Source organism: Dyadobacter sediminis (assembly GCF_005860765.1).
Classification (GTDB): Bacteria; Bacteroidota; Bacteroidia; order Cytophagales; family Spirosomataceae; genus Dyadobacter; species Dyadobacter sediminis.
This window is the reverse complement of record NZ_VCEI01000011.1, coordinates 1,274,080-1,294,185: the sequence shown is the minus strand read 5'-3', so window position 1 is coordinate 1,294,185 and position 20,106 is coordinate 1,274,080. Positions and strand designations below refer to the sequence as shown.

Here is a 20,106-nt window from a genome sequence, read left to right as displayed (position 1 = left end):
AAAATCATTTTGTGCACAAAGAGAATTCTGTGCACCAAAAGGCAAGCATTGAAAAGAGTGATTGTAGCGTATGATCCGGTGTGTATATAAAGACAGCGCAGTGGCCGTTTGCTACATCGTAATAAATGTATTTATTGTAGAATAGATTGTATAAAATCTAATACTTTGTAATAATTTGTAGAACAATATCTAACTTGTGTAATCAATACATACTTACTCAACATGAACATATCAGTACCCCTTTTTTTTAGGTCTGTATGCAGGCCGCTTACGCACGTTTATTTACCGCTCTTCTTTTTGTTTCTGATTGATGGTCAGGTTTTTGGGCAAACATGGCAGCTTGCGGGCAAAGCCGGTTTTTCCACAGGCGAGGCATATTATACATCGCTGGTTCTGGATAATTCCGGAACGCCTTATGTAGCTTACTCCGATGAAGGAGACAGCTATAAAGTTACGGTTATGAAATTTGACGGTTCCAAATGGTATGCCGTAGGAACGCCCGGCTTTTCAATCGGCGAGACGTATTATACTTCCCTTGCACTGGACAAATCAGGAACTCCTTATGTGGCATTTACAGATGCAGGCAACGACAACAAGGCAACGGTGATGCGGTTTAACGGTTCGGACTGGGAGCCGGTTGGAACGCCCGGTTTTTCCAACGGCAATGCTTCCAGTACATCGCTGGTTCTGAATGCTAACGGCACACCTTACGTAGCTTATACAGATGCAGGAAACGGTTACAAGGCAACCGTCATGAAATTTGACGGAGAAGCATGGGTTCCGGTGGGCATGGCCGGGTTTTCCGAAAATTATGCCGGTTATGTTTCCCTTAAACTGGATGGTTCCGGAACGCCGTATGTTGCTTATTTTGATTACGGCAACAACAATAAAGCCACAGTTATGAAGTATAACGGCAGCGATTGGGAAACAGTAGGCAAGGCTGGATTTTCTGCCGGCAGCTCACCCTATACTTCTCTGGTGCTGGACAATTCCGGAAAGCCTTACATTTCTTTCAGAGATGATGCAAACGACAGTAAAGTGACCGTCATGCAGTTTGACGGCGACAGCTGGATAACGGTAGGCTCACCCGGCTTCTCGGAAGGCGACGTGGATTATCCTGTACTTGCGCTGGACAAATCCGGCATACCTTATGTAGCTTATACCGAAGTTATCAATGACCGCAAAGCATCGGTAATGAAGTACAACGGAGCGGCATGGGAAACCGTCGGTAAAGCCGGATTTTCAGCAGGGGAAGCCTATTACTTCTCGCTTGTGATCAACAACTTTGATATTCCGTACGTTGCCTATTCGGATTATGGTAACGGCGGTAAAGCAACGGTCATGAAACTGGTGACGCCGGTCATGCCCGCCATTTCGGCACAGCCGGTTGCCAGAACCATTACCGGCGGACAAGGTACCAGTTTTTCAGTCAACGCAATGGCAGACGATGATGCATTGACGTATCAATGGCAAGTCAGCTACGACAACAGCAACACATTTACCAACATCAGCAACGGCGGTATTTACAGCGGGGCCAATCTTCCAACTCTGAATGTAATCAACGCACCGGTTTCCCTGAACGGATACCAGTTTCGTGTACAGGTAAGCAACGGCAATGTTTTGATTTCTGATACAGCGGCATTAACCGTAAATACGCCGGCTTTCAATAATGTAAGGACATGGCAGGTAACCGGAAATGCAGGTTTTTCCAAAGGAACGGCACTTTATACCTCGCTGGCACTGGATGCTTCCGGCACGCCGTATATGGCTTACTCCGATCAGGGAAATGGATACAGGGCAACCGTCATGAAGTTCAGCGAAAATGCATGGGAGCCGGTGGGGACACCGGGCATTTCCATGGATTCCGCAGGCTACACCACGCTGGCGCTGAATGCATCCGGTACGCCGTTTGTGGCATTTACAGACGCCGCAAACGATAATAAAGTTACCGTAATGCAGTTTGGAAGCGGCAGTTGGGAAGCTGTCGGGGCACAAGGATTTTCGACCGGCACTGCTTCCAGAACTTTGCTGGTTCTGGATAATTCGGGTATTCCTTACGTAGCGTATACCAATGCGGCAGACAATAACCGGATCAACATCATGAAGTTCGACGGCACAGCATGGGTGCCGGTTGGTACTTCCGACTTTTCGGCAGGAAATGCCAATTACGTTTCGCTTTCTGTAAACAGCTTCGGAATGCCGTTTCTGGCTTACTCCGATGCAGCAAACGGGAGCAAAGTGACAGTGGCCAAATTCAGCGGTACCGATTGGGAAACGTTGGGCAAAGCCGGTTTATCGGCTGACAGTGCTTCTTACATCACTATGGTCCTGGATATTTCCGGCACACCTTACGTATCTTTTAAGGATTATGGAAATGAGGGTAAAGTTACGGTGCTGAAATACAGTGGCACGGAGTGGACGGCAGTAGGCGCTCAGAGCATTTCCGAAGGAAGCGCAGATTTCTCAACACTTGCGCTGGACGCTTCCGGAACTCCGTTTGTTGCCTATACCGAAGTTACCAATGCATCCAAGGCAACCGTAAAAAGATTCAACGGCACAAGCTGGCAAACCGTTGCTTCCGCAGCATTTTCAGCAGGAGAAGCAGATTATTTGTCCATGTCGATAAACAGCACAGGTACGCCGTATGTTGCTTATGCGGATTACGGCAATGAGGGAAAAGCCACGGTTCTGAAACTGGACGGGCAGCCGCTGCCGGTTACCTGGATTTCATTTGAAGGCCAATCTTCCATAGAAGGAAATATCCTGAACTGGTCCACTGCAACGGAGGACCATGCAGATATTTATGTAGTGGAACGTTCGGCAAACGGCAGGAACTTCTCAGAAATCGGACGTGTAAAATCGGCTGGCAATAGCAATCAGGTGCAATATTACCGCTTTCTGGACAGCCAGCTGCCGCAAGGAACAGCCACGCTTTATTACAGGATCAGGCAACAGGATACAGACGGAAAACAGGATTATACCAAAATGATTGCCATCCGACCAAATGATCTTCTGGCGGATCAGGCCATTTCCGTGTCACCAAATCCATTTGGCAGCAGCAGCATTCTTACACTTCGCTTTGCAAAGACGCCGCTTACCGGAACCGGGCAGGTTTGGTTAACGAGCATGAACGGACGTGAGATTTTCCGGCGTCCTATTTCCGGCATGTCCGTTTCGGGTGAAGCGGTACTGAACGGTTTACCGCAGCTTGCACCAGGCATGTATCTGCTGAATGTAATGATCGGTGAAGAGATGAAAATCCTGAAAGTGGTAAAAGAATAGCCGCAAATTCCTTTAAATTATTTACAAAAACAGGCTGCTTTCGTTCAATGAAAGCAGCCTGTTTTTTTGTTTGGCCGATTGGTTTGAAACCGTTTTTTGATCAACCTTCACCTGATTTGGAAAACGTTACTTCTTGTAACTTCCGGAAATATACCCTTCCCCGTTTTCATGACTGGAGTCATAAATCTTTTTTATTTCCGTATACGACAGGATTGTCCAAGGAATTTGCCGGGGGAAATAAATCAGAAACTGGGTTGGCATTAAAAGGCAAAGTGCCGCAGTAATCAGAAATATCCGTTGGTGAACCTGGGTGCGGTTTATTGAAACGTAAATGCCGGAAATGATAAACACCGGAAAGGCATACGACAAGCTTCTTGTAATGTCAAAGACGCTGTAAGCAACAATAATATGCAGGATTAAAATACCCGTAAGCAACAGCAGCAGCAACGATCTGCGCTGGTTATACATGATCAGTGCCGCCGACAAAAGCAAAAGCCACAATCCTTCAAATGCAAGAAAAATCCCGATCAGACGATGTTTGAACTGATAGGGAATCAGGCTTAATGCCACGCCCGAACCTTCTCCGTATGGCGTATGCAGGTCAAACCGGTAAGCAAGCAGGATACGCGTAAGTCCATAAGTCAGGCCGGCGAGTATAACTATGAAAGAGGGTTTTTTAAAACTTTCCTGATTGAATAGCTGCCCGGCACCGGATAAACTGAAATTGTTTTCCTGAAGCAAATGAAAAAGATAAATGGAAAACAATGCAATGACGGCACGCTCATCGGTCCAGCAAGCCAGTTGCAAGGCACAAAAAATGCCTGTTTTATTACGGAAATACATGCCAAGCAACAGAAAAAAGTAGGCGAATCCGTCAAACCAGAAATCATAATCCCAAAAAAACGCTTTCGATAAATAAACCGACGAACAGGCAATTGAAAAATAAAGTAAAGTGGAGGAATTGGTAAATCTTTTTAAAAGCCTGATCAGTACATAAAAAAAAGGAATGAGCAGAAAAGACTGGATAAGATATAAAAAAACAATCCTGCGGCCACTGCCGAAATCTCCGGCGAAAAGTACCTTCGCCAGCAACGGTACGGTCAGCCTGAATGCGATTTTGCCACCGTGCGTGTCCGGTGCAATCTGAACCGCTTTCAAAGGCTCGTTTACTTTATGAAAAAAATAGGAGTAAGTATTGAAAGGAGAAGGGTCAGCAAGGATTTCTAGGTATTTCGGAAAAGTGGTCAGTAATACAAAGGCAAACAGAATAACAGACAATAATAAAGTACCCCGGCTGGATGTAAGTAAGTTTGCCAAAATAGACGTTGAGTGATTTCAAAATAAAAATAGCAATAAAAACGCTATACGCAATTGAATTTATTATATGAATTATTGAAAAAGTAATAATTCTACACGTTATAAAAGTTGTTGGATATGAGTTCCGAAAAATAGTTTGGTTGTATGATTGGATTAAATTGTGCACGGCAGTGGCCGGGTATGGAGGTGAAAATGTAAAAGTTGGGTGTAAAATGCATGAATGTGTCATGAAATGAGGATTATGATAAAATATTCCGGCCGGTTTGCACAATCTTTGCATGGTTGTAAACCAGCTTTGCGGTTTACAGAACCGTTTAATAAGATTTTACCTTTAACAGTCAAAAATTGAAGACCGTACTAATCATTGATGACGAGGACAAACTTCGGTCTTTGCTTGCAAGGATCATAAAAGGCGAAGGGTTCGAGGTGGTGGAAGCCGCCGACGGCCATTCCGGTCTTAAACAGATTGAGAATCAGGAAATAGATGCCGTGCTTTGTGATGTAAGGCTTCCGGACAGGAACGGAGTCGAAATGATCGGGTTGCTGAAAGCAAAAAATCCGCATGCAGAAATCATCCTTTTAACGGCCAACGGAAATATTGCAGATGGCGTTAAAGCAATGAAAAACGGGGCGATGGATTACATTGTGAAAGGGGATGACAACGACAAAATCCTGCCGCTACTTGCCAAAGCGGTGGAAAAAGCGCATCTGCAGAAAAAGCTTCAGAAGCTGGAATCCTTGGTTTCCAGCAAATTCTCATTCGACGCCATTATCGGGCATTCCCAAACGCTGAAAAATGTGATTGATCTTGCCAGAAAAGTGGCGCCTACCGATACGGTTGTATTGCTCACCGGCGAAACAGGAACCGGAAAAGAAGTTTTTGCACAGGCCATTCATCACGGAAGCTCCCGTGCGGACAAGAATTTTGTTGCGCTCAATTGCAGCGCATTTGGGCGGGAAATGATGGAAAGTGAGCTGTTCGGTTACAGGCAAGGCGCTTTTACCGGTGCACTTAAAGATAAAAAGGGCCTTTTGGAAGAAGCGCATAACGGCACCTTGTTTCTGGACGAGATCGGCGAACTTCCGCTTGAACTGCAGGCGCGGCTGCTTCGTGTGCTGGAAACGCACGAATTCATTAAATTGGGTGATACAAAACCGATTAAATCCAATTTTCGCCTGATTGCCGCTACAAACCGTGATTTAAAGGTGGAGTCCGAACAGAAAAGATTCAGGCCGGATCTGTACTTCCGGCTGAACGTATTCCAGATTATGCTGCCGCCGCTCAGGGAAAGGGTCAAGGACATTCCGCTGCTTGTTGAATATTACCTGAATTACTTTGCCAGGCAGACAAACAAAAAGAATCCCGGCTATTCAGGAGAATTCCTTCAACTGCTGGAAAATTATGAGTGGATCGGGAATATCCGCGAACTGAAAAATGTCATTGAGCGGTCCATTATCATCAGTGACGGCGAACTGCAGCCGGAAAGCCTGCCGTTTGAAATCCAGCAATCCATTTCTTCCAGGAACACATACATGTCCGCTTTTTCAATGGCAAGTGCCGAAAAACTGCATATTCAGAAAGTTTTGAATCACTGTAAAGGAAACAAAGCTGAAACGGCGCGTTTGCTGGAAATCGGCATTGCTACGCTTTACCGCAAGATTGAGGAATACAGTATCTGATTCCTCAGCGGAAACGTTGTGAATGTAATTGTTTTAAGTAAAATACAGTTGCCGCGTGGAGCTGATTATTTTTGCACGAAACTGAAAAGTGCATGAGACTTTCAAACTCTTTTCCCGTCGGAATTTGCAAAAATTGCCATTACTGCAAAAAAAGACAGCATAATTGCACACGTTGCAAAGTACACTTCAGTGTAATACTGGTGAAAAAACAAGCGGGCCGGATCTAGTAAAGCGTTGATGATTTGCATTGGTGATTTTGTTGAAAAGAGGATTTACAGAATAGCTGCGGGTGGTTTACTTTCAGAAAGATATTGCATAGATTGTTCAAACCTGTAATTACTGTGGTGACTACCGTAATAAATGGGGTTAACCCAATAATGTGTATTATTAACGCAAAAAACCGGCATCTGAAGCCGGCTTTCATAAGAATAATAGGAATAAAACAGGAGTATCAATAATTAAAAGCTGAAAGCTAAATTCTGATAGTTATGCCAGCAATTCCATCACAGGCATTCCCTTTCCGTCGGGAGTGGTGTAAAATGGCCGTTTTTCAACTTCGTAATGCGTATCGCCCGTAATGCCCAGCGCATGATAGATCGTCTGATGCACCTGATCAATTTTGATCGGGTTTTCAATCGTTTTGCAAGGCCGCTCGTCGGCTGTCTTTCCGTACACAAACCCTTTTTTGATCCCGCCTCCAAATAGCAGCATGGAACCGGCATCCGTAAAATGGCGGTGCATGCCGTAAAATTTCAGATCGGATAAAATGTCCGGCTGATTAACCTGTTCCAGCACTTTTGCATCCGGTTTCCCTTCCACCATCATGTCGCGGCTGAACTCACTGGCCAGTACAATCATGGTTCTGTCGAGCAGGCCTTTCTGATCGAGGTCTTTAACAAGCTGCGCAATCGGGCCGTCAATCTGCTTTTTCATTTCAATCAGCCGCGTGTAGCCGTTTTCGTGTGTATCCCAGCCTTTGAACGGCTCGTATTCAGTTGTCACGCTGATAAACCGGGCTCCTTGTTCGGTCAGGCGGCGTGCAAGCAGGCAACCCAGCCCGAACTTTCCCGTATTGTATATATTATAGCTTTCCTTGGGTTCAGAACTCAGGTCGAATGCCTTGGATTCCGGTGAATTGAGCAATGCATAAGCCTGTTCCATCGAGCGTTTCAAAGATTCACGCTGATAATCACTGCCAAATTCCCCGATCGGGCTGTTGTTGACCAGTTCGTTATACAGCTGGTTTCTCCTTTCAAAACGTTTGGCATCCATTCCTACGGGCGGTCGCACGCTGTCGAGGCCCTGACTGGGATCGGGAATAAAAAACGGCCCGAACTCATTTCCAAGGAATCCCGCTGTGTGAAAAGCTTTAAGTTCTTCAGCTTCGCCCACCGTAAAGCGCTGACCAATGTCTACAAAAGCCGGAATAACCGGATTTTTCGGCCCGAGTTCTTTTGCGATCCACGAACCGATATGCGGCGCGGCAACGGTTTGCGGCGGTTCATAGCACGTATGCCAGTGATACTGATGCCGCGAATGCAGAATATGGCCCATATCGGCTGCTACATACGAGCGGATCAGCGTTCCTTTATCCATTACTTTCCCGATGGATTGCAGTCCGTCCGAAAAATGGATTCCGTCCAGAATAGTCGGCATGGATTTGAACGTACTCAGCACGCGGTTGCCTTCCATGTCTTTTTCAAAAGGCGTATAACGCTTCGGATCGAAAGTTTCGGTATGCGCCATCCCGCCGGCCATCCATAACAAAATAACGGTATCGGCCGTGGAATCAGGTCCGGAAAAACGCTTGCACCCGGAAAGCAGACCCGAAACGGGAGCACCTGCAGCCAGTGCCGCCATGGTCGCTGCGCTGGCACGCTGTAAAAATTCTCTTCGGTTCCAGTTGGTATTCATGATGGTGAATGCTTGAAAGTCAGCTAAATGTCTTTTTTATTTCTGTACTTAATAAATCAGTTGAAACTCCGGAATAAGTGCGATTGCCCACATCAGATCCTGAATTCCTTCCTCGCTTGGTACCGGTCCCAGAATCTTTTTTGCTACGGCAATTTCCTTTGGCAAAGGCGTTCGTCCCAGTGATTTTCTGTATAGTTCCGTCACAAGCAGCTCGGAAGTAGGATATTTTTCGCGCCATTGTTTGGAACCGGTTTTCAGCGTTTCGGTAAATTTATTGCCGTTGGTGAGTTCCAGTGCCTGCAACAAATTAGCCTGTGAAGTCCGGCTTGTGCTTACGGTTTCACGGTTCGGCCTTCCGAGTGAGGTCAGGAACGGATCGTTCTTGACAAACCCGGCACGTGGAAATGGCAGTTTTTTCTTGATGTCTTTTGGCAAAAGATCGGTAACAATGGCGGTATCCGCATACATCGGATTGAATGCAAAACTGATCGCATCAGTAAACTGCTCCGCAGTAAGCCTGCGCCTGACCATTCCCGTAAATTTGTATTCATTGGCCATGATATCCCCGGCTTCTTTGACCGAAGTAGAAGGCAGTTGATACGTCCTGGAAGTAACAATCGTGTAAATCAGCTTTTTAATATCGTAGCCGTTGGCCGCAAAATCGGACGCCAGCCAGTCGAGTAAATCTTCGCTCCACGGCATGTTGTCCATCATATCGACCGGCTCCACGATGCCGCGGCCCATTAGCTGCGCCCAGATACGGTTCGTAACTGTTCTGTAAAGCCGTCCGTCTTTCGGCTGCACCAGAAAATCAGCCAGTTGGCGCAGGCGTTTTTCCGTACTTTCATTTACGCTGATTTCGCCAAGTTCCGGAAACAGCATTCTGGTGCCGGCGATCTTTCCTGTGGGTTTGTCGCAGCGGTTGATTTCCAGTAAAGTATCTGCAAAAATATTGGCGAATGCATACGAATCTTCCAGTTTCCAGTCGCTGATAAAACTGTCGTGACAGGAAGCGCATTTGAGGTTGAGGCCCAGTAAAACCTGCGAAACATTCTGTGCCGCCTGCATTTCGGTCCGCTGACTGGAGTTGATCGTTCCGCGCCATTTGATGCCCTTTATAAATCCTTCCGACGCCTTGTTCGGGCTGATCAGTTCTTTTACAAACCAGTTATACGGCTTGTTGACCTGCAGAGATCTGTAAAGCCATTTGGTAATGTCGAATCTTCCGCCTGTAATGTAGCCCGTTCCGGAATAATCGTTCCGTAATGCATCGTTCCAGAACGACATCCAGTGCTGGGCGTAATCGTCATTTCTGTTCAGCAATTCTTTCGCAAGGATTTCGCGCTTGTCCGGGCGGGTATCGGCAACAAATGCTTCCACTTTTTCCGGCGGCGGCAGCAAACCGATGATATCCAGATAAACCCTGCGGATATAGATCCGGTCGTCCACAACCGGTTTCCAGCCGATTTTGTTTTTGACAAAGTAAGCATTCACAAGCAGGTCAACGGGTTTTACAAGATCGCCCGTTGCAGCCGGAACCTGAGGCATGCGCGGTTCAAGCGCAGCGACGCGGTAAATACTTTTTTCCTTTCCTTCCGGCCATACAGCGCCTTTCTCAATCCAGTACTGAAGAACCTTGATTTCCTGTTCTGTGAGACGTTTGCCCTTGGTCGGCATGGCTTCCTTGTCGCTTTTGGGAAGTGAAACCCTTCGGATCAGCTCACTTTGTTCCGGATGGCCTTTTATGACTACAAACCCGTTTTCCCCGCCTTTCATGATGCCGTCCTTGGAATCCAGCCGCAGGTCGCCCTTGCTTTTGCCTTCGCCATGACAGCTGTAACAGTTATGCGCAAGAATGGTCCGTACCTGTACATTCAGGTCCTGAATCTGCTGCTCGCTCATCGGACCGGAATTGTTTGCGACAAAATCAACTTCGGTGGTGGCCGCCAGGTATTTTTGTGAAGAAGGCAGCACGCTTGAAATATAATCGTCGCCGTGCGTCAGCATGGCGCCGTAATGCCCGGCAAAGGAAACACCGAAAACAGTCAGAAACAGAAGCGAACGGTAAATTCCAAAAAGATTGGTGCGAAGTGAAAAAGCAGTTATAACGGACAAAACCATCGTGGCAATTCCCGCCCAGCGGTGAATTTCCAGGCTGTCGCCGCTGTATTCGCCTTCACTGGCGAGCAGCCAGCCGAAAATAACGGCCAATACAGAGCTTCCTGCACCGATCCAGACCAGGATCCGGATGCCATCACGCAAACGGCCCGATTTGCCTCTCCATTCCAGGATTTCAAGTAAAAGTACGACACACAGAAGCCCGATGGGAAAATGCACAAACAGCGGGTGTAATCTTCCAAAAAGTTGCCAGAGCCAGAAAGTTTCGTTTGCCTGAAGTAACACAATAATAAAAGTTAAGGGTTTTAGGATCTTAATGAATTTGCCCGTTAGTAATTATTCTCGGACAGCTATTTGAAGAATATAAATTATTAACGAAATAATTTCATTATAGTTTAAAAAACCGGGAGAAATCCGGAACGGAGAAATTTCTCCCGGCTATATCCATTCAAAAGCATTTTTATGCGTAATCTAATCACAATGAGCATCCTTTCAGTAACCCGGATTTTGCGTCAGCTTGGCATTGATCAGGATCTGGGGAGCGGGGATCGGCAGATAATATTCGTTTTCGGTATACACATAATCGGTTGTGTTAAAAGGTACATTTCCTCTTGCAATGGTCGGGTTTGCTCTTTCTTTAGCGCCATGTGCATTCATGAACGCAGCCCATTCAGCCGGTGTCATCGTTCTTTTCAGATCAAACCAGCGGTGGTTTTCAAATGCCAGTTCCACTCTTCTTTCTTTCAGAACGGCCGTTCTGAAAGTTGTTTTATCAAGCCCGGTCACATCAGCCAGCCCTGCACGTTTCCGGACCTGATTCAGATAACCGTGTGCCTCGGCAGTAGGCCCGGACTGTTCGTTGATGACTTCCGCAAGCATTAAAAGCACATCGGCATAACGCAGCACCGGCCAGTTCGTATTGGTGCGCTGTACAATGGTATGCGGATAATTGTATTTGCTTACATACGTCACAGGGTAAAAAACGCCGTCGAGTGTAAATCCGGTTTTCAGTGACAGGTCTTTTCTCAGATCCCCTTTTTCATAAGCCGCGATGATGTCGTTTGTCGGTGCATTTCTGCCGCCATTGGCCCCGGCAGAATAACCGGTCACAGCACCTTTGGAAACCCTCGGCGCAAATACATATTCAAATGAACTTTGTTCGCCAAGATCGTTATCGCCCTGATACTGAATTTCAAACAAGGATTCCGGACCGTTTTTTTTGGCCGGTGACGGATCAAAGTTGTCCGCATAGTTCGCGTTCAGGGAATAGCCCAGGGTTGTTACTTCTTTCAGGGTTGTTACGGCTTCGGCATATTTCTTGTTGGTGAGATACACTTTTCCGAGCAGGCCAAGCGCAGCGCCTTTTGTAGCCCTTCCTTTGTCCGCAGCACTGGAGTAAGCAGCCGGCAGCAGGGCAACGGCTTCGGAAAGGTCTTTCTCGATCAGCGCCCATACTTCCGCCTGCGGCGAACGAACCAGATCAAATGCCGGATCGGGCACGGCCAAAGTAGAAGTAACAATTACAACGTCACCGAAGTACTGGACAAGATTGAAGTATAGGTATGCCCGCAGAAATTTCAGCTGCCCTTCAATTTCCTTTTTGGGTGTGTCATCCATCGTCGCCGTTGCCAGTTTTTCCAGCGTGAGGTTCAGGTTGTACAACGCCGCATAATAGGAATTCCAGAGCGTTGCAATTTCACCGTTTCCGGAATTTACAGTCGAAAATTCAAAAGCTTCCCAGCCGCCGGCACCGCCGCGGTCAGAAGGATTGAGGTCCACGGTGGTGTTGTCCGTCTGAAATTCACCGAACAGATACGCATTATTTGTAATATTCTGAAGCGAGCCGTAAACGCCGTTCAGCGCCTGTTTTGCCTGCGCTTCATTTTTATAAAACAGGTCAACGCCCACTTTCGTCGGATCGGTCTGATCCAGAAAATCCTCACTGCATGAAGTATGAAGCAGCATCAATGCAATGATACCAATGGCGGTTATATTTTTCATGTTCATCAAGGTTAGAAATTAAGTTTGATACCGGCAGAGAATGTTCTTGGAACAGGGTAGGATTCGTCGTCATTGTTAAGTTCCGTTCCGCCTCTTACGCCTGCATCCGGGTTGTTTCCGGGATATTTGGTTACGATCAGCAGGTTTGCCGCATTCACGAACACACGCGCATCCGACAGTACATTTGCCAGTTTCGGAAGCGTATAGCCGATTGTGACGTTTTTGATCCACATATGCGTGCCGTCGTAAACATACCGCTCGCTGCTTTCGCGCGACCATTTGAAATAATCGGTTCCGCCCTGCGAGTTTTTGGCATTCGGGTTGGAGCCCGGATGTTCAGGCGATCTCCATCGGTCTTTGGCTTTTTCCAGCACGTTGAAAACGCCGTCCATGTTCATCGTGGAGGCTTCGATATTCCGGTAAACGTCAAATTTGTAAGCGCCCATCAGAAGGACATTCAGGTCAAAGCGCTTGTAATCTGCGCCTACGGTCCAGGCCCAGTTGAACTTGGGATTCGGGTTACCGATTTCGGTCATATCCTTCGTGTCGTAGGAAACAATCCCGTCCGGACCGCCGTCGGGTGCGCCGTGCAGATCGGCAAATTTCATGGCACCCGGAACCGCGCCGTCCTGTTTTGGCGCAGCGTCAATTTCTGCCTGCGTGTTGAATATGCCCAGTTTTTTATAACCGAAAAGCATCCCGATCGGACGTCCGACCTGCTGGATATTGTACCCGCCGTACTGGCTTCCCTGAAGAATAAAATCGTTCTGGCCCCGGATCGCAAGTACTTTGTTTCGGTTGAAAGTAATGTTCGCGTTGGTTCTCAGGTTAACTGCCCCGACTTTAATGCGGTACGTTGCTGCAATTTCGACGCCCTGATTCTGAACTTTACCCAGATTTTTCAGAGTAGTTGTAAATCCTGAAACAGCGGGAATGTTGTAACCCAGCAGCATGTCGTCTGTAATCTTTTTATAATATTCCACGGTAAAGATCAGGCGGTTGTTGAATGTGGAAAGGTCGAAGCCGACGTCCAGCTGATCCGATTTTTCCCACGTAAGTTCCGAATTTGCAAAGCGTGTCACCGTTTTCCCCGATGCAAGCGTATTTCCGAGAATGTAGTTGTTGATTCCCAGAAAAGCCAGACTTGCATAGTTGCCGTCGTCACCGGCATTTTGTCCGATGCCAAAGTTGTTGTTTGCACTGACGGAGTAGCTGTTGTTTCCAGTCATACCCCAGCTGGCCCGGAGTTTGAAATCCGTCAGCCAGGCCGCTTTTGGAATAAAGGATTCTTCTGAAAGTCTCCATCCGAGTGAAACTGCCGGGAAATTCCCGAATTTATGTCCTTCACTGAACCTTGAACTTCCTTCCCGGCGCATGGTGGCGGAAAGCAGGTACTTATCCTTGAAGGAGTAATTCAGACGGGCTACGTAAGCAATCATCGTCCATTTTCTTTCAATGGAATTGGAGGAACGGATGGTCGCGTTGCCGAGATAGGGTGTAAGGTCGTCGGGAAAAGTATTGCCCGAGCCATAAAGCCCTTTTACCGTTTCCTGCTGTGCGGTATAACCCAGCAATGCATCAAAATGGTGATTCTCGCCAAAGTTCGTATTGTAAGTAAGCAGCTGATCGGCAGAATAATTGATCAGCTCTTCCGAGTCGTCCCGTTCGGTGGCGATCCTTGGCGGTGCACCGGCACTGCCGGTTGCAATGGCAAGCCCGATGGTGGAAGGCACGTATTCCTTATAAGTATTGTAATTGATCTTGGTATTCAGCGATGACCGGAATTTCAGACCTTTGGCAATATTGACTTCTACGTATCCATTTGCAAGAACGTCCGCGATATAGCGGTTTCTCTTGATGTTTTTCAGCATGTACAAAGGGTTCGGAAATCCGAAAATATCGCCAACGCCGTTGTAGTACGGGATCAGTTCTCCTTTTTCATCATACGCCGGATAACGCGGGTCACTGATGAGCGTCAGACCGACTACATTGCTGCGGCCGTCCGTATTGGCAAGGCTGGACTTGGAGTAGCTTCCGGCAACATTCAGGCCCAGCGTAATGAATTTGTTCACATCGCCGGCCAGGTTTGCACGGACGGAGGCACGGTCATATCCGGTGTATTGCAGCGAGCCGGCCTCTTTATAATAACCTGCGGAAATCATCGACTTCACCGGCCCGCTTCCCGAAGTCAGCGTTACGTTAATGTCCTTGTAAGGCGCATTGTTATTCAGGATAAGGTCGTACCAGTTTGTGGAGTACTTTGTGTTTTCAGGATTTCTGAAATCTTCAGGAATCTGGTCGTTGGTCGGCTGCACTTTGTTGGCAAGCACGTACCTCCCGATAAAAACTTCCTTTTTGAACTGCGCAAAGTCCCGTCCGTTCAGAACATGCGTTTTTCTGGAATCCGGAACATTCTGGACGCCGTAATCAAAAGAAACATTCAGACTTGTTTTTCCAGCTTTTGCGCCTTTTGTTTTAATCAGCACCACGCCGTTGGAGCCTCTCGCACCGTAAATGGCCGTGGAAGCCGCATCTTTCAGGATTGTAATCGTTTCAATATCATTGGGGTTAAGATTTTGCCCGACCGAAATCCCGACCGGAAAGCCGTCGATTACATACAACGGGTCGCTGCCTGCGCCCAGCGAACTGATCCCGCGTACCTTTACTTCGAACTGCTGGCCGGGCGCGCCGCTTTTCTGCTTGATAATGACGCCCGGAGCCTGTCCCTGAATCATTCTTGTGACGTTGGATTTGGGAACCTCGCCGATATCTTCCATGCTGATGACCGAAACAGCGGCCGTAATATCCCGTTTCCGCTGCGTTCCGTAACCGACCACCACCACTTCTTCCAAGGCCTTGTTATCCACGGTCATCTGGATATCCATGGTGGATCCGCTGCCGACCGGAACTTCTCTGGGTAGGTACCCGACGAACGAGAAAACAAGAACGGAACTTCCGGTTTCGGGAACATTAATGGAGTAATTTCCTTCCGCATCCGTCACGGTTCCTGTACTCGTACCTTTTAAAATCACACTGACACCCGGCAAACCCGTTGCCTTTTCATCACTGACTTTACCGGAAATGGGTTTGTCAACGATCAGGTTTATACGCTCCATTTTTTTGATGCCGGGATTTTCCTTTGCCGCGCTCACCGGAATGGTTGTCAGTAACAGCCATATCCATGAAAGTGCCGGCATAACTGAAGTTTTGGCAGACGGTCTGAATTTGGAAAGTCGATGTAAATTCATACGCTTGAAAGGTTAAGGTTTAACAAACATGAATACTTGTTCTTGAAATAATGATAATTCTGATGGAAGCTGATTTATTTCTGAATACGTTTTTATTCATTGTTAAGGATTTAGGTAATGATTATGAAAATGCGAAGTAGAAATAATGAATGCTAAATCATTGAATAATGATATTATTCATAAGTTGGATAAATATAGTTCTATTAAAGATTGGAATTATATTATTTGTAAGTATATTGGTATAAAGTCAGCCGACTGTCCTGCTGTATCCGGTATGGTGGTAAATAGCAGAAACAAAATGCCTGCGGAACTTGCAGCATATAAAAATTCAGGATTCTAAAAGAGCAGCATAAAACAGGTATAAACGGTATTTGTTCTGTTAAATCATGTTAAAAACGGCTTTCCAAACTGCTCAGCTTCGGATGCCGAATAGAATATATTTATCATTGTACACCGGCCTGATTTAATCATGATCCAAAAAAATGATAAAAAATTACATTCGAATTGCAGTACGGAATCTGGTGATAAACAAATCCTATTTTCTGCTGAATACAATAGGCCTGAGTATGGGAATGTGCAGTGCCGTTCTCATCTTTTTATTCCTGCAGTTTCATTTAAAAACAGACAAGCATCAGCCGGATTTTGACCGTATATACCGGGTAGTTCTGGATATGATGCTGGATGAAGGAATACAGCGCGGAACGGATTCTTCTGTTCCGTTAGCCATGTCACTAGCGCAAGATTATCCACAGATTGAACGGGCCGGATTGATCCGGAAATTGCCGGATGCTACGCTTTCTTCGGTTCAGGAAAATGGTATTTACCGCTTTATCGAAAAGGATAAAATTGCTTTTGCCAATCAGGATTTCATGGACATGTTTGCCTTTGAATGGCTGGAAAAGTCAGGTCCTGCAATCATGAAAGAACCGTATCATGTTGTCATCAGTGAAAAGCAGGCAAAGAAATATTTCGGAAATAAAAACGTGTTGGGCCAGACTTTACGACTGAATAACAAACTGGTTCTGAACGTTGCGGGCATCATTAAAAACAATGCATTTCCAACCGATCTGAACAATGAAATTTACATTTCACTACCCACATTGAAAAAGTTTGATCCATCGTATGAAATGGATAATTTCAGCTGGTTAAGCACGCGTAACGAAACGTTTGTAAAACTGAAAAATGCAGATCAAGCTGCACGAACGGAAAAGCAGATCCGTGTCAATGGAAATAAATATTACGGTGAAATTGCAAGCTATTACAATCATAAATTACAGCCTTTGTCCGAAGTGCATTTTGATGAAAGATATGACGGAAAAATACGTCGCTCCATCCTGTGGATTCTGGCCGGTGTCGGAGGATTTCTGCTGCTGATCGCATGCATCAATTTTGTAAATCTGGCAACTGCGCAGGCATTGAAACGTTCGAGGGAAATTGGAGTCAGAAAGGTTCTGGGCGGAACCGGTAGTCAGCTATTCTGGCAATTCATGCTGGAAACGGCCATTTTGACAACAGGTTCGGCGTTGCTTGCACTTGCGCTTTCAGCCGTATTTTTACCCTTTTTGAATGATTGGACAAATACATATGCCTTTGATTCCGCAGTATTGTTTCAGCCCGGACTTCTGCTTTTCTGGCTATTAACAACGATCATTGTGATAATGGCTGCGGGGTTTTATCCGGCTGTAATTATTTCCGGTTTTAATCCGGTAATTGCATTGAAAAATAAAGCAGGAATCCAGCAGTCAGGGAGTTTTGGATTAAGACGTTCTCTCATTGCGTTGCAATTAATTATTGCACAAATTCTGGTAATTGGTACATTGGTACTGATTCTTCAGCTGAATTTTTTCCGGAATGCAAATCCGGGTTTTGACCAAAATGCAGTCATTACAATTCCGCTTCCTGCCAGTGATTCCATTCAGGAGATCAGGTCGTCATTAAAGAACCGTTTGCTGCAATTTCCGGATATCAAATCGGTCAGTTATCAGCATGAAGCACCTATGTCCACGATGGGTTACGGCGGTTCTGTCCGGTTTGATCATCGTGCAGATTGGGAAAAATTTATGATCAGTGACCGGTTTGGTGATGAAAGTTATCTGAATACATACAAAATCCCTTTGCTGGCCGGACGTAATTTGATCATACGTGATTCCGTTACTGAATTTGTGGTGAATAAGGAGTTTATGCAAAAGGCAGGAATCCGTAATCCGGAGCACATGCTCGGAAAGCAGCTTGTGGATGGCAATTCCGGTTTGGAAGGTAAAATTGTTGGTGTTGCAAACAGCTTTCATCTGAAATCATTACAGGAAGAAGTTCAGCCATGTGCTATTTTTCACTATCCCAAACTTTACAAGGAAGCTGCGATCAGGCTGAATACTAAAGATTTTTCCAGATCGCTTTTGCATATTCGAAACGCCTGGCAGAAAATCTATCCGCAAGCGGTTTTTACCTATCAGTTTGTGGACGAAAAAATTAAAAAATTTTACGAAAAGGAAGACCAGCTTGCCACATTGATCCGATCTTTTGCACTGATTGCGATTTTAATTTGCTGCCTCGGTTTATATGGAATGATTTCTTTTATGGTTACGCAAAAAACAAAGGAAATCGGCGTCAGGAAAGTGCTTGGCGCGAGCGTAAACAATATCATTTTACTATTTGGAAAAGAGTTTTTGTTTCTTGTTTCAATAGCATTCATCATAGCGGCACCGATCGCCTATTATGTAATGAATAACTGGCTCAACGGCTTTGCATACCGGATTGAATTGCGTTGGTGGATTTTAGCGTTGGGCGGAATTTTGATTTTATCTGTAACCTTTCTGACCGTCGGTTTCAAGGTAGTAAAAGCAGCATTGATGAACCCCGTAAAAAGTTTGGCAACCGATTAACAAACCTTAAACAGCTTTTTCAGAGCGTCTTCTGATATTTCCGGATCTAAAATAAGCTTTTAGTCACAAAGCCTTTCCATGTATTGCATCAGTCTTCCGGCGAACGGCGGCCCGGCCCGCAGCTGGATGCAATAGCTACCGGATGGCCTCTTCCTTCCTCAATGCTGTCTCTGATCAGACGGTTTCTGTCAAGGTCGTTTTTTTCGTGAACAAATCCGGCAACAAAGCGCGTTTCATCCGGAAGAATAATGTTTTTCAACAGTTTGTAATGCGCCGCTGCATCCGAAGGCTGCGTTTGCACTTCGGCGAACGGATAATGAATATAGGCAAGTTTGTGCTTGGCAGGCCCTTATTCTACGAGTAAGTTGGAAAAACGGACCATTTTGTTCAGCGTTCTCCGGAGCTTTTAATACCGCGGAGCGGTATCCTGTTTATAGAAAAAAGAATGCATGAATGTGAACCGCAACCCCGGACGGGGTTTTCTTTTGCAATGAACAGAATGCTCCTGCGGAGCAAAAAATAAAATACCGTATCCAATTGGCTACAAACAGAAAGCTATAAGCTGATAGCTACGAGTAAATCTTATTGAATCATGCATCATTATATTTTTAAAAAGCTAATCGCAATTCGCTGACCGCTATGAGCAATTAGCAAAAATCATGCATGCATAATCACATTGGAACAGAAATTGTTCATGCTAAATCCTGAATTTTGAAGTCATTTGTAAAAGTAATCCCTGTTGAATTCTGAAATGATTATATCTTCCAAAAAGTTGCCGATGGACGTTCCAATAAAGAACAAGCTTCATGAAAATGAGCTTTTCAGGATCAAAAGAATGAAGGAAGTAATAAAAACGACTGATCCGCACGGACATAAGGATTATCTAGAAATTATTTATCTTCAGCAAGGGGCCGGAATTCACCAGATTGATTTTAACCGCTTTCCCGTTCAGCCAAACAGCCTTTACCTGGTGATGCCCGGGCAGATTCACAGCTGGGAATTAACCGAAATTCCAAAAGGGTTTGTGGCCATGATGCAAAAGGATTTTCTGCTGGATCATCCGTTGTATAACGCCTTGTTTCAGGCTTTTCCATTGCCATTTCCAAGCGGTTTTCAGATAGGTGACGAAAATGAAGCATTTGCCCGGATTTTCAATGACATGGAAGCTGAGTATAACCGGCGCGAATTCAATTATCAGGCGGTTATTCAAACTTATTTGTTGCTGTTGTTCAATCTCCTGAAAAGGCATATCCAATCGGATGATGCGCTGCCTTATCCTTTATTGCTGCAGAAATTTTTTGAACTGCTTGAATTGGAATTCAGAACCCGGCATGAGATCGGATTTTATGCGGATCAGCTGAATGTGACGGCCAAGACACTAAATGCTGCATGCAAAAAATATCTTGCAAAAACGGCCGGTGCCATGATCAATGAAAGGTTAACCGTAGAATCAAAAAAGCAGCTTTTGTATTCGCACAAAAATCTGACCGAGCTTGCGTACGAGCTTGGATTTACAGATCCATCGCATTTCAACAAGTTTTTCAAACGCCAGACGGGCGTATTGCCGGGTATTTACCGCAGGGGAATTTCCTGAATATACCAGAAATCGGCACGATTGTACAAAGTCTAGCGATTCGGTAGGGTTATATTTGCCATTCTATGAA

At 45.8% G+C, this 20,106-nt stretch carries 11 protein-coding genes; 5 read left to right on the top strand and 6 right to left on the bottom strand.

Going from position 1 to position 20,106, the window contains the following annotated elements; all coding sequences use genetic code 11:
* Positions 1 to 222: 222 nt before the first annotated feature.
* Positions 223 to 3,282, top strand: coding sequence for a hypothetical protein (locus FEM55_RS05935; protein WP_138280356.1), 3,060 nt, complete (start codon positions 223 to 225; stop codon positions 3,280 to 3,282).
* 126 nt (positions 3,283 to 3,408) lie between these two features.
* Here the strand turns inward: FEM55_RS05935 and FEM55_RS05930 are convergent, their stop codons facing one another.
* Entirely contained in the window at positions 3,409 to 4,599 is a 1,191-nt protein-coding gene (locus FEM55_RS05930; RefSeq protein ID WP_138280355.1) for a hypothetical protein, read from the bottom strand.
* 345 nt (positions 4,600 to 4,944) lie between these two features.
* On the opposite strand from FEM55_RS05930, the gene FEM55_RS05925 reads away from it, so the two are divergent.
* The gene (locus tag FEM55_RS05925) at positions 4,945 to 6,279 is read left to right on the top strand and encodes a sigma-54-dependent transcriptional regulator (RefSeq protein WP_138280354.1); all 1,335 of its coding nucleotides are present in this window, start codon (positions 4,945 to 4,947) and stop codon (positions 6,277 to 6,279) included.
* A gap of 486 nt (positions 6,280 to 6,765) precedes the next feature.
* Here FEM55_RS05925 and FEM55_RS05920 read toward each other — a convergent pair whose 3' ends face one another.
* The 4 genes from FEM55_RS05920 to FEM55_RS05905 all read right to left on the bottom strand — a co-directional run bounded on the left by FEM55_RS05920 (position 6,766) and on the right by FEM55_RS05905 (position 15,560).
* Positions 6,766 to 8,193 (bottom strand): DUF1501 domain-containing protein, encoded by a 1,428-nt coding sequence (locus tag FEM55_RS05920; protein WP_138280353.1) that lies wholly within the window; start codon positions 8,191 to 8,193, stop codon positions 6,766 to 6,768.
* A 48-nt stretch (positions 8,194 to 8,241) separates the two neighbouring features.
* Positions 8,242 to 10,596: a DUF1549 domain-containing protein gene (locus FEM55_RS05915; RefSeq protein WP_138280352.1), complete on the bottom strand. Its 2,355-nt coding sequence runs from the start codon at positions 10,594 to 10,596 to the stop codon at positions 8,242 to 8,244.
* 207 nt (positions 10,597 to 10,803) lie between these two features.
* Positions 10,804 to 12,312, bottom strand: coding sequence for a RagB/SusD family nutrient uptake outer membrane protein (locus FEM55_RS05910; RefSeq protein ID WP_138280351.1), 1,509 nt, complete (start codon positions 12,310 to 12,312; stop codon positions 10,804 to 10,806).
* An 11-nt stretch (positions 12,313 to 12,323) separates the two neighbouring features.
* Positions 12,324 to 15,560 (bottom strand): SusC/RagA family TonB-linked outer membrane protein, encoded by a 3,237-nt coding sequence (locus FEM55_RS05905; RefSeq protein ID WP_308420190.1) that lies wholly within the window; start codon positions 15,558 to 15,560, stop codon positions 12,324 to 12,326.
* Positions 15,561 to 15,705: 145 nt separating this feature from the next.
* On the opposite strand from FEM55_RS05905, the gene FEM55_RS24900 reads away from it, so the two are divergent.
* Both FEM55_RS24900 and FEM55_RS05900 read left to right on the top strand, forming a co-directional pair.
* On the top strand, positions 15,706 to 15,900 hold the full coding sequence (locus FEM55_RS24900; RefSeq protein ID WP_171036479.1) for a hypothetical protein: 195 nt from the start codon (positions 15,706 to 15,708) through the stop codon (positions 15,898 to 15,900).
* 142 nt (positions 15,901 to 16,042) lie between these two features.
* Positions 16,043 to 18,442 carry an ABC transporter permease gene (locus tag FEM55_RS05900; protein ID WP_138280350.1) on the top strand — a complete coding sequence of 800 codons (2,400 nt, stop codon included), beginning with the start codon at positions 16,043 to 16,045 and terminating at the stop codon, positions 18,440 to 18,442.
* A gap of 88 nt (positions 18,443 to 18,530) precedes the next feature.
* On the opposite strand, the gene FEM55_RS05895 is transcribed toward FEM55_RS05900, so the two are convergent.
* Entirely contained in the window at positions 18,531 to 18,743 is a 213-nt protein-coding gene (locus FEM55_RS05895; RefSeq protein WP_138280349.1) for a hypothetical protein, read from the bottom strand.
* A 477-nt stretch (positions 18,744 to 19,220) separates the two neighbouring features.
* Between FEM55_RS05895 and FEM55_RS05890 the strand changes: the two genes are divergently transcribed.
* On the top strand, positions 19,221 to 20,036 hold the full coding sequence (locus FEM55_RS05890) for a helix-turn-helix domain-containing protein (protein WP_138280348.1): 816 nt from the start codon (positions 19,221 to 19,223) through the stop codon (positions 20,034 to 20,036).
* The last annotated feature ends 70 nt before the right edge of the window (positions 20,037 to 20,106 follow it).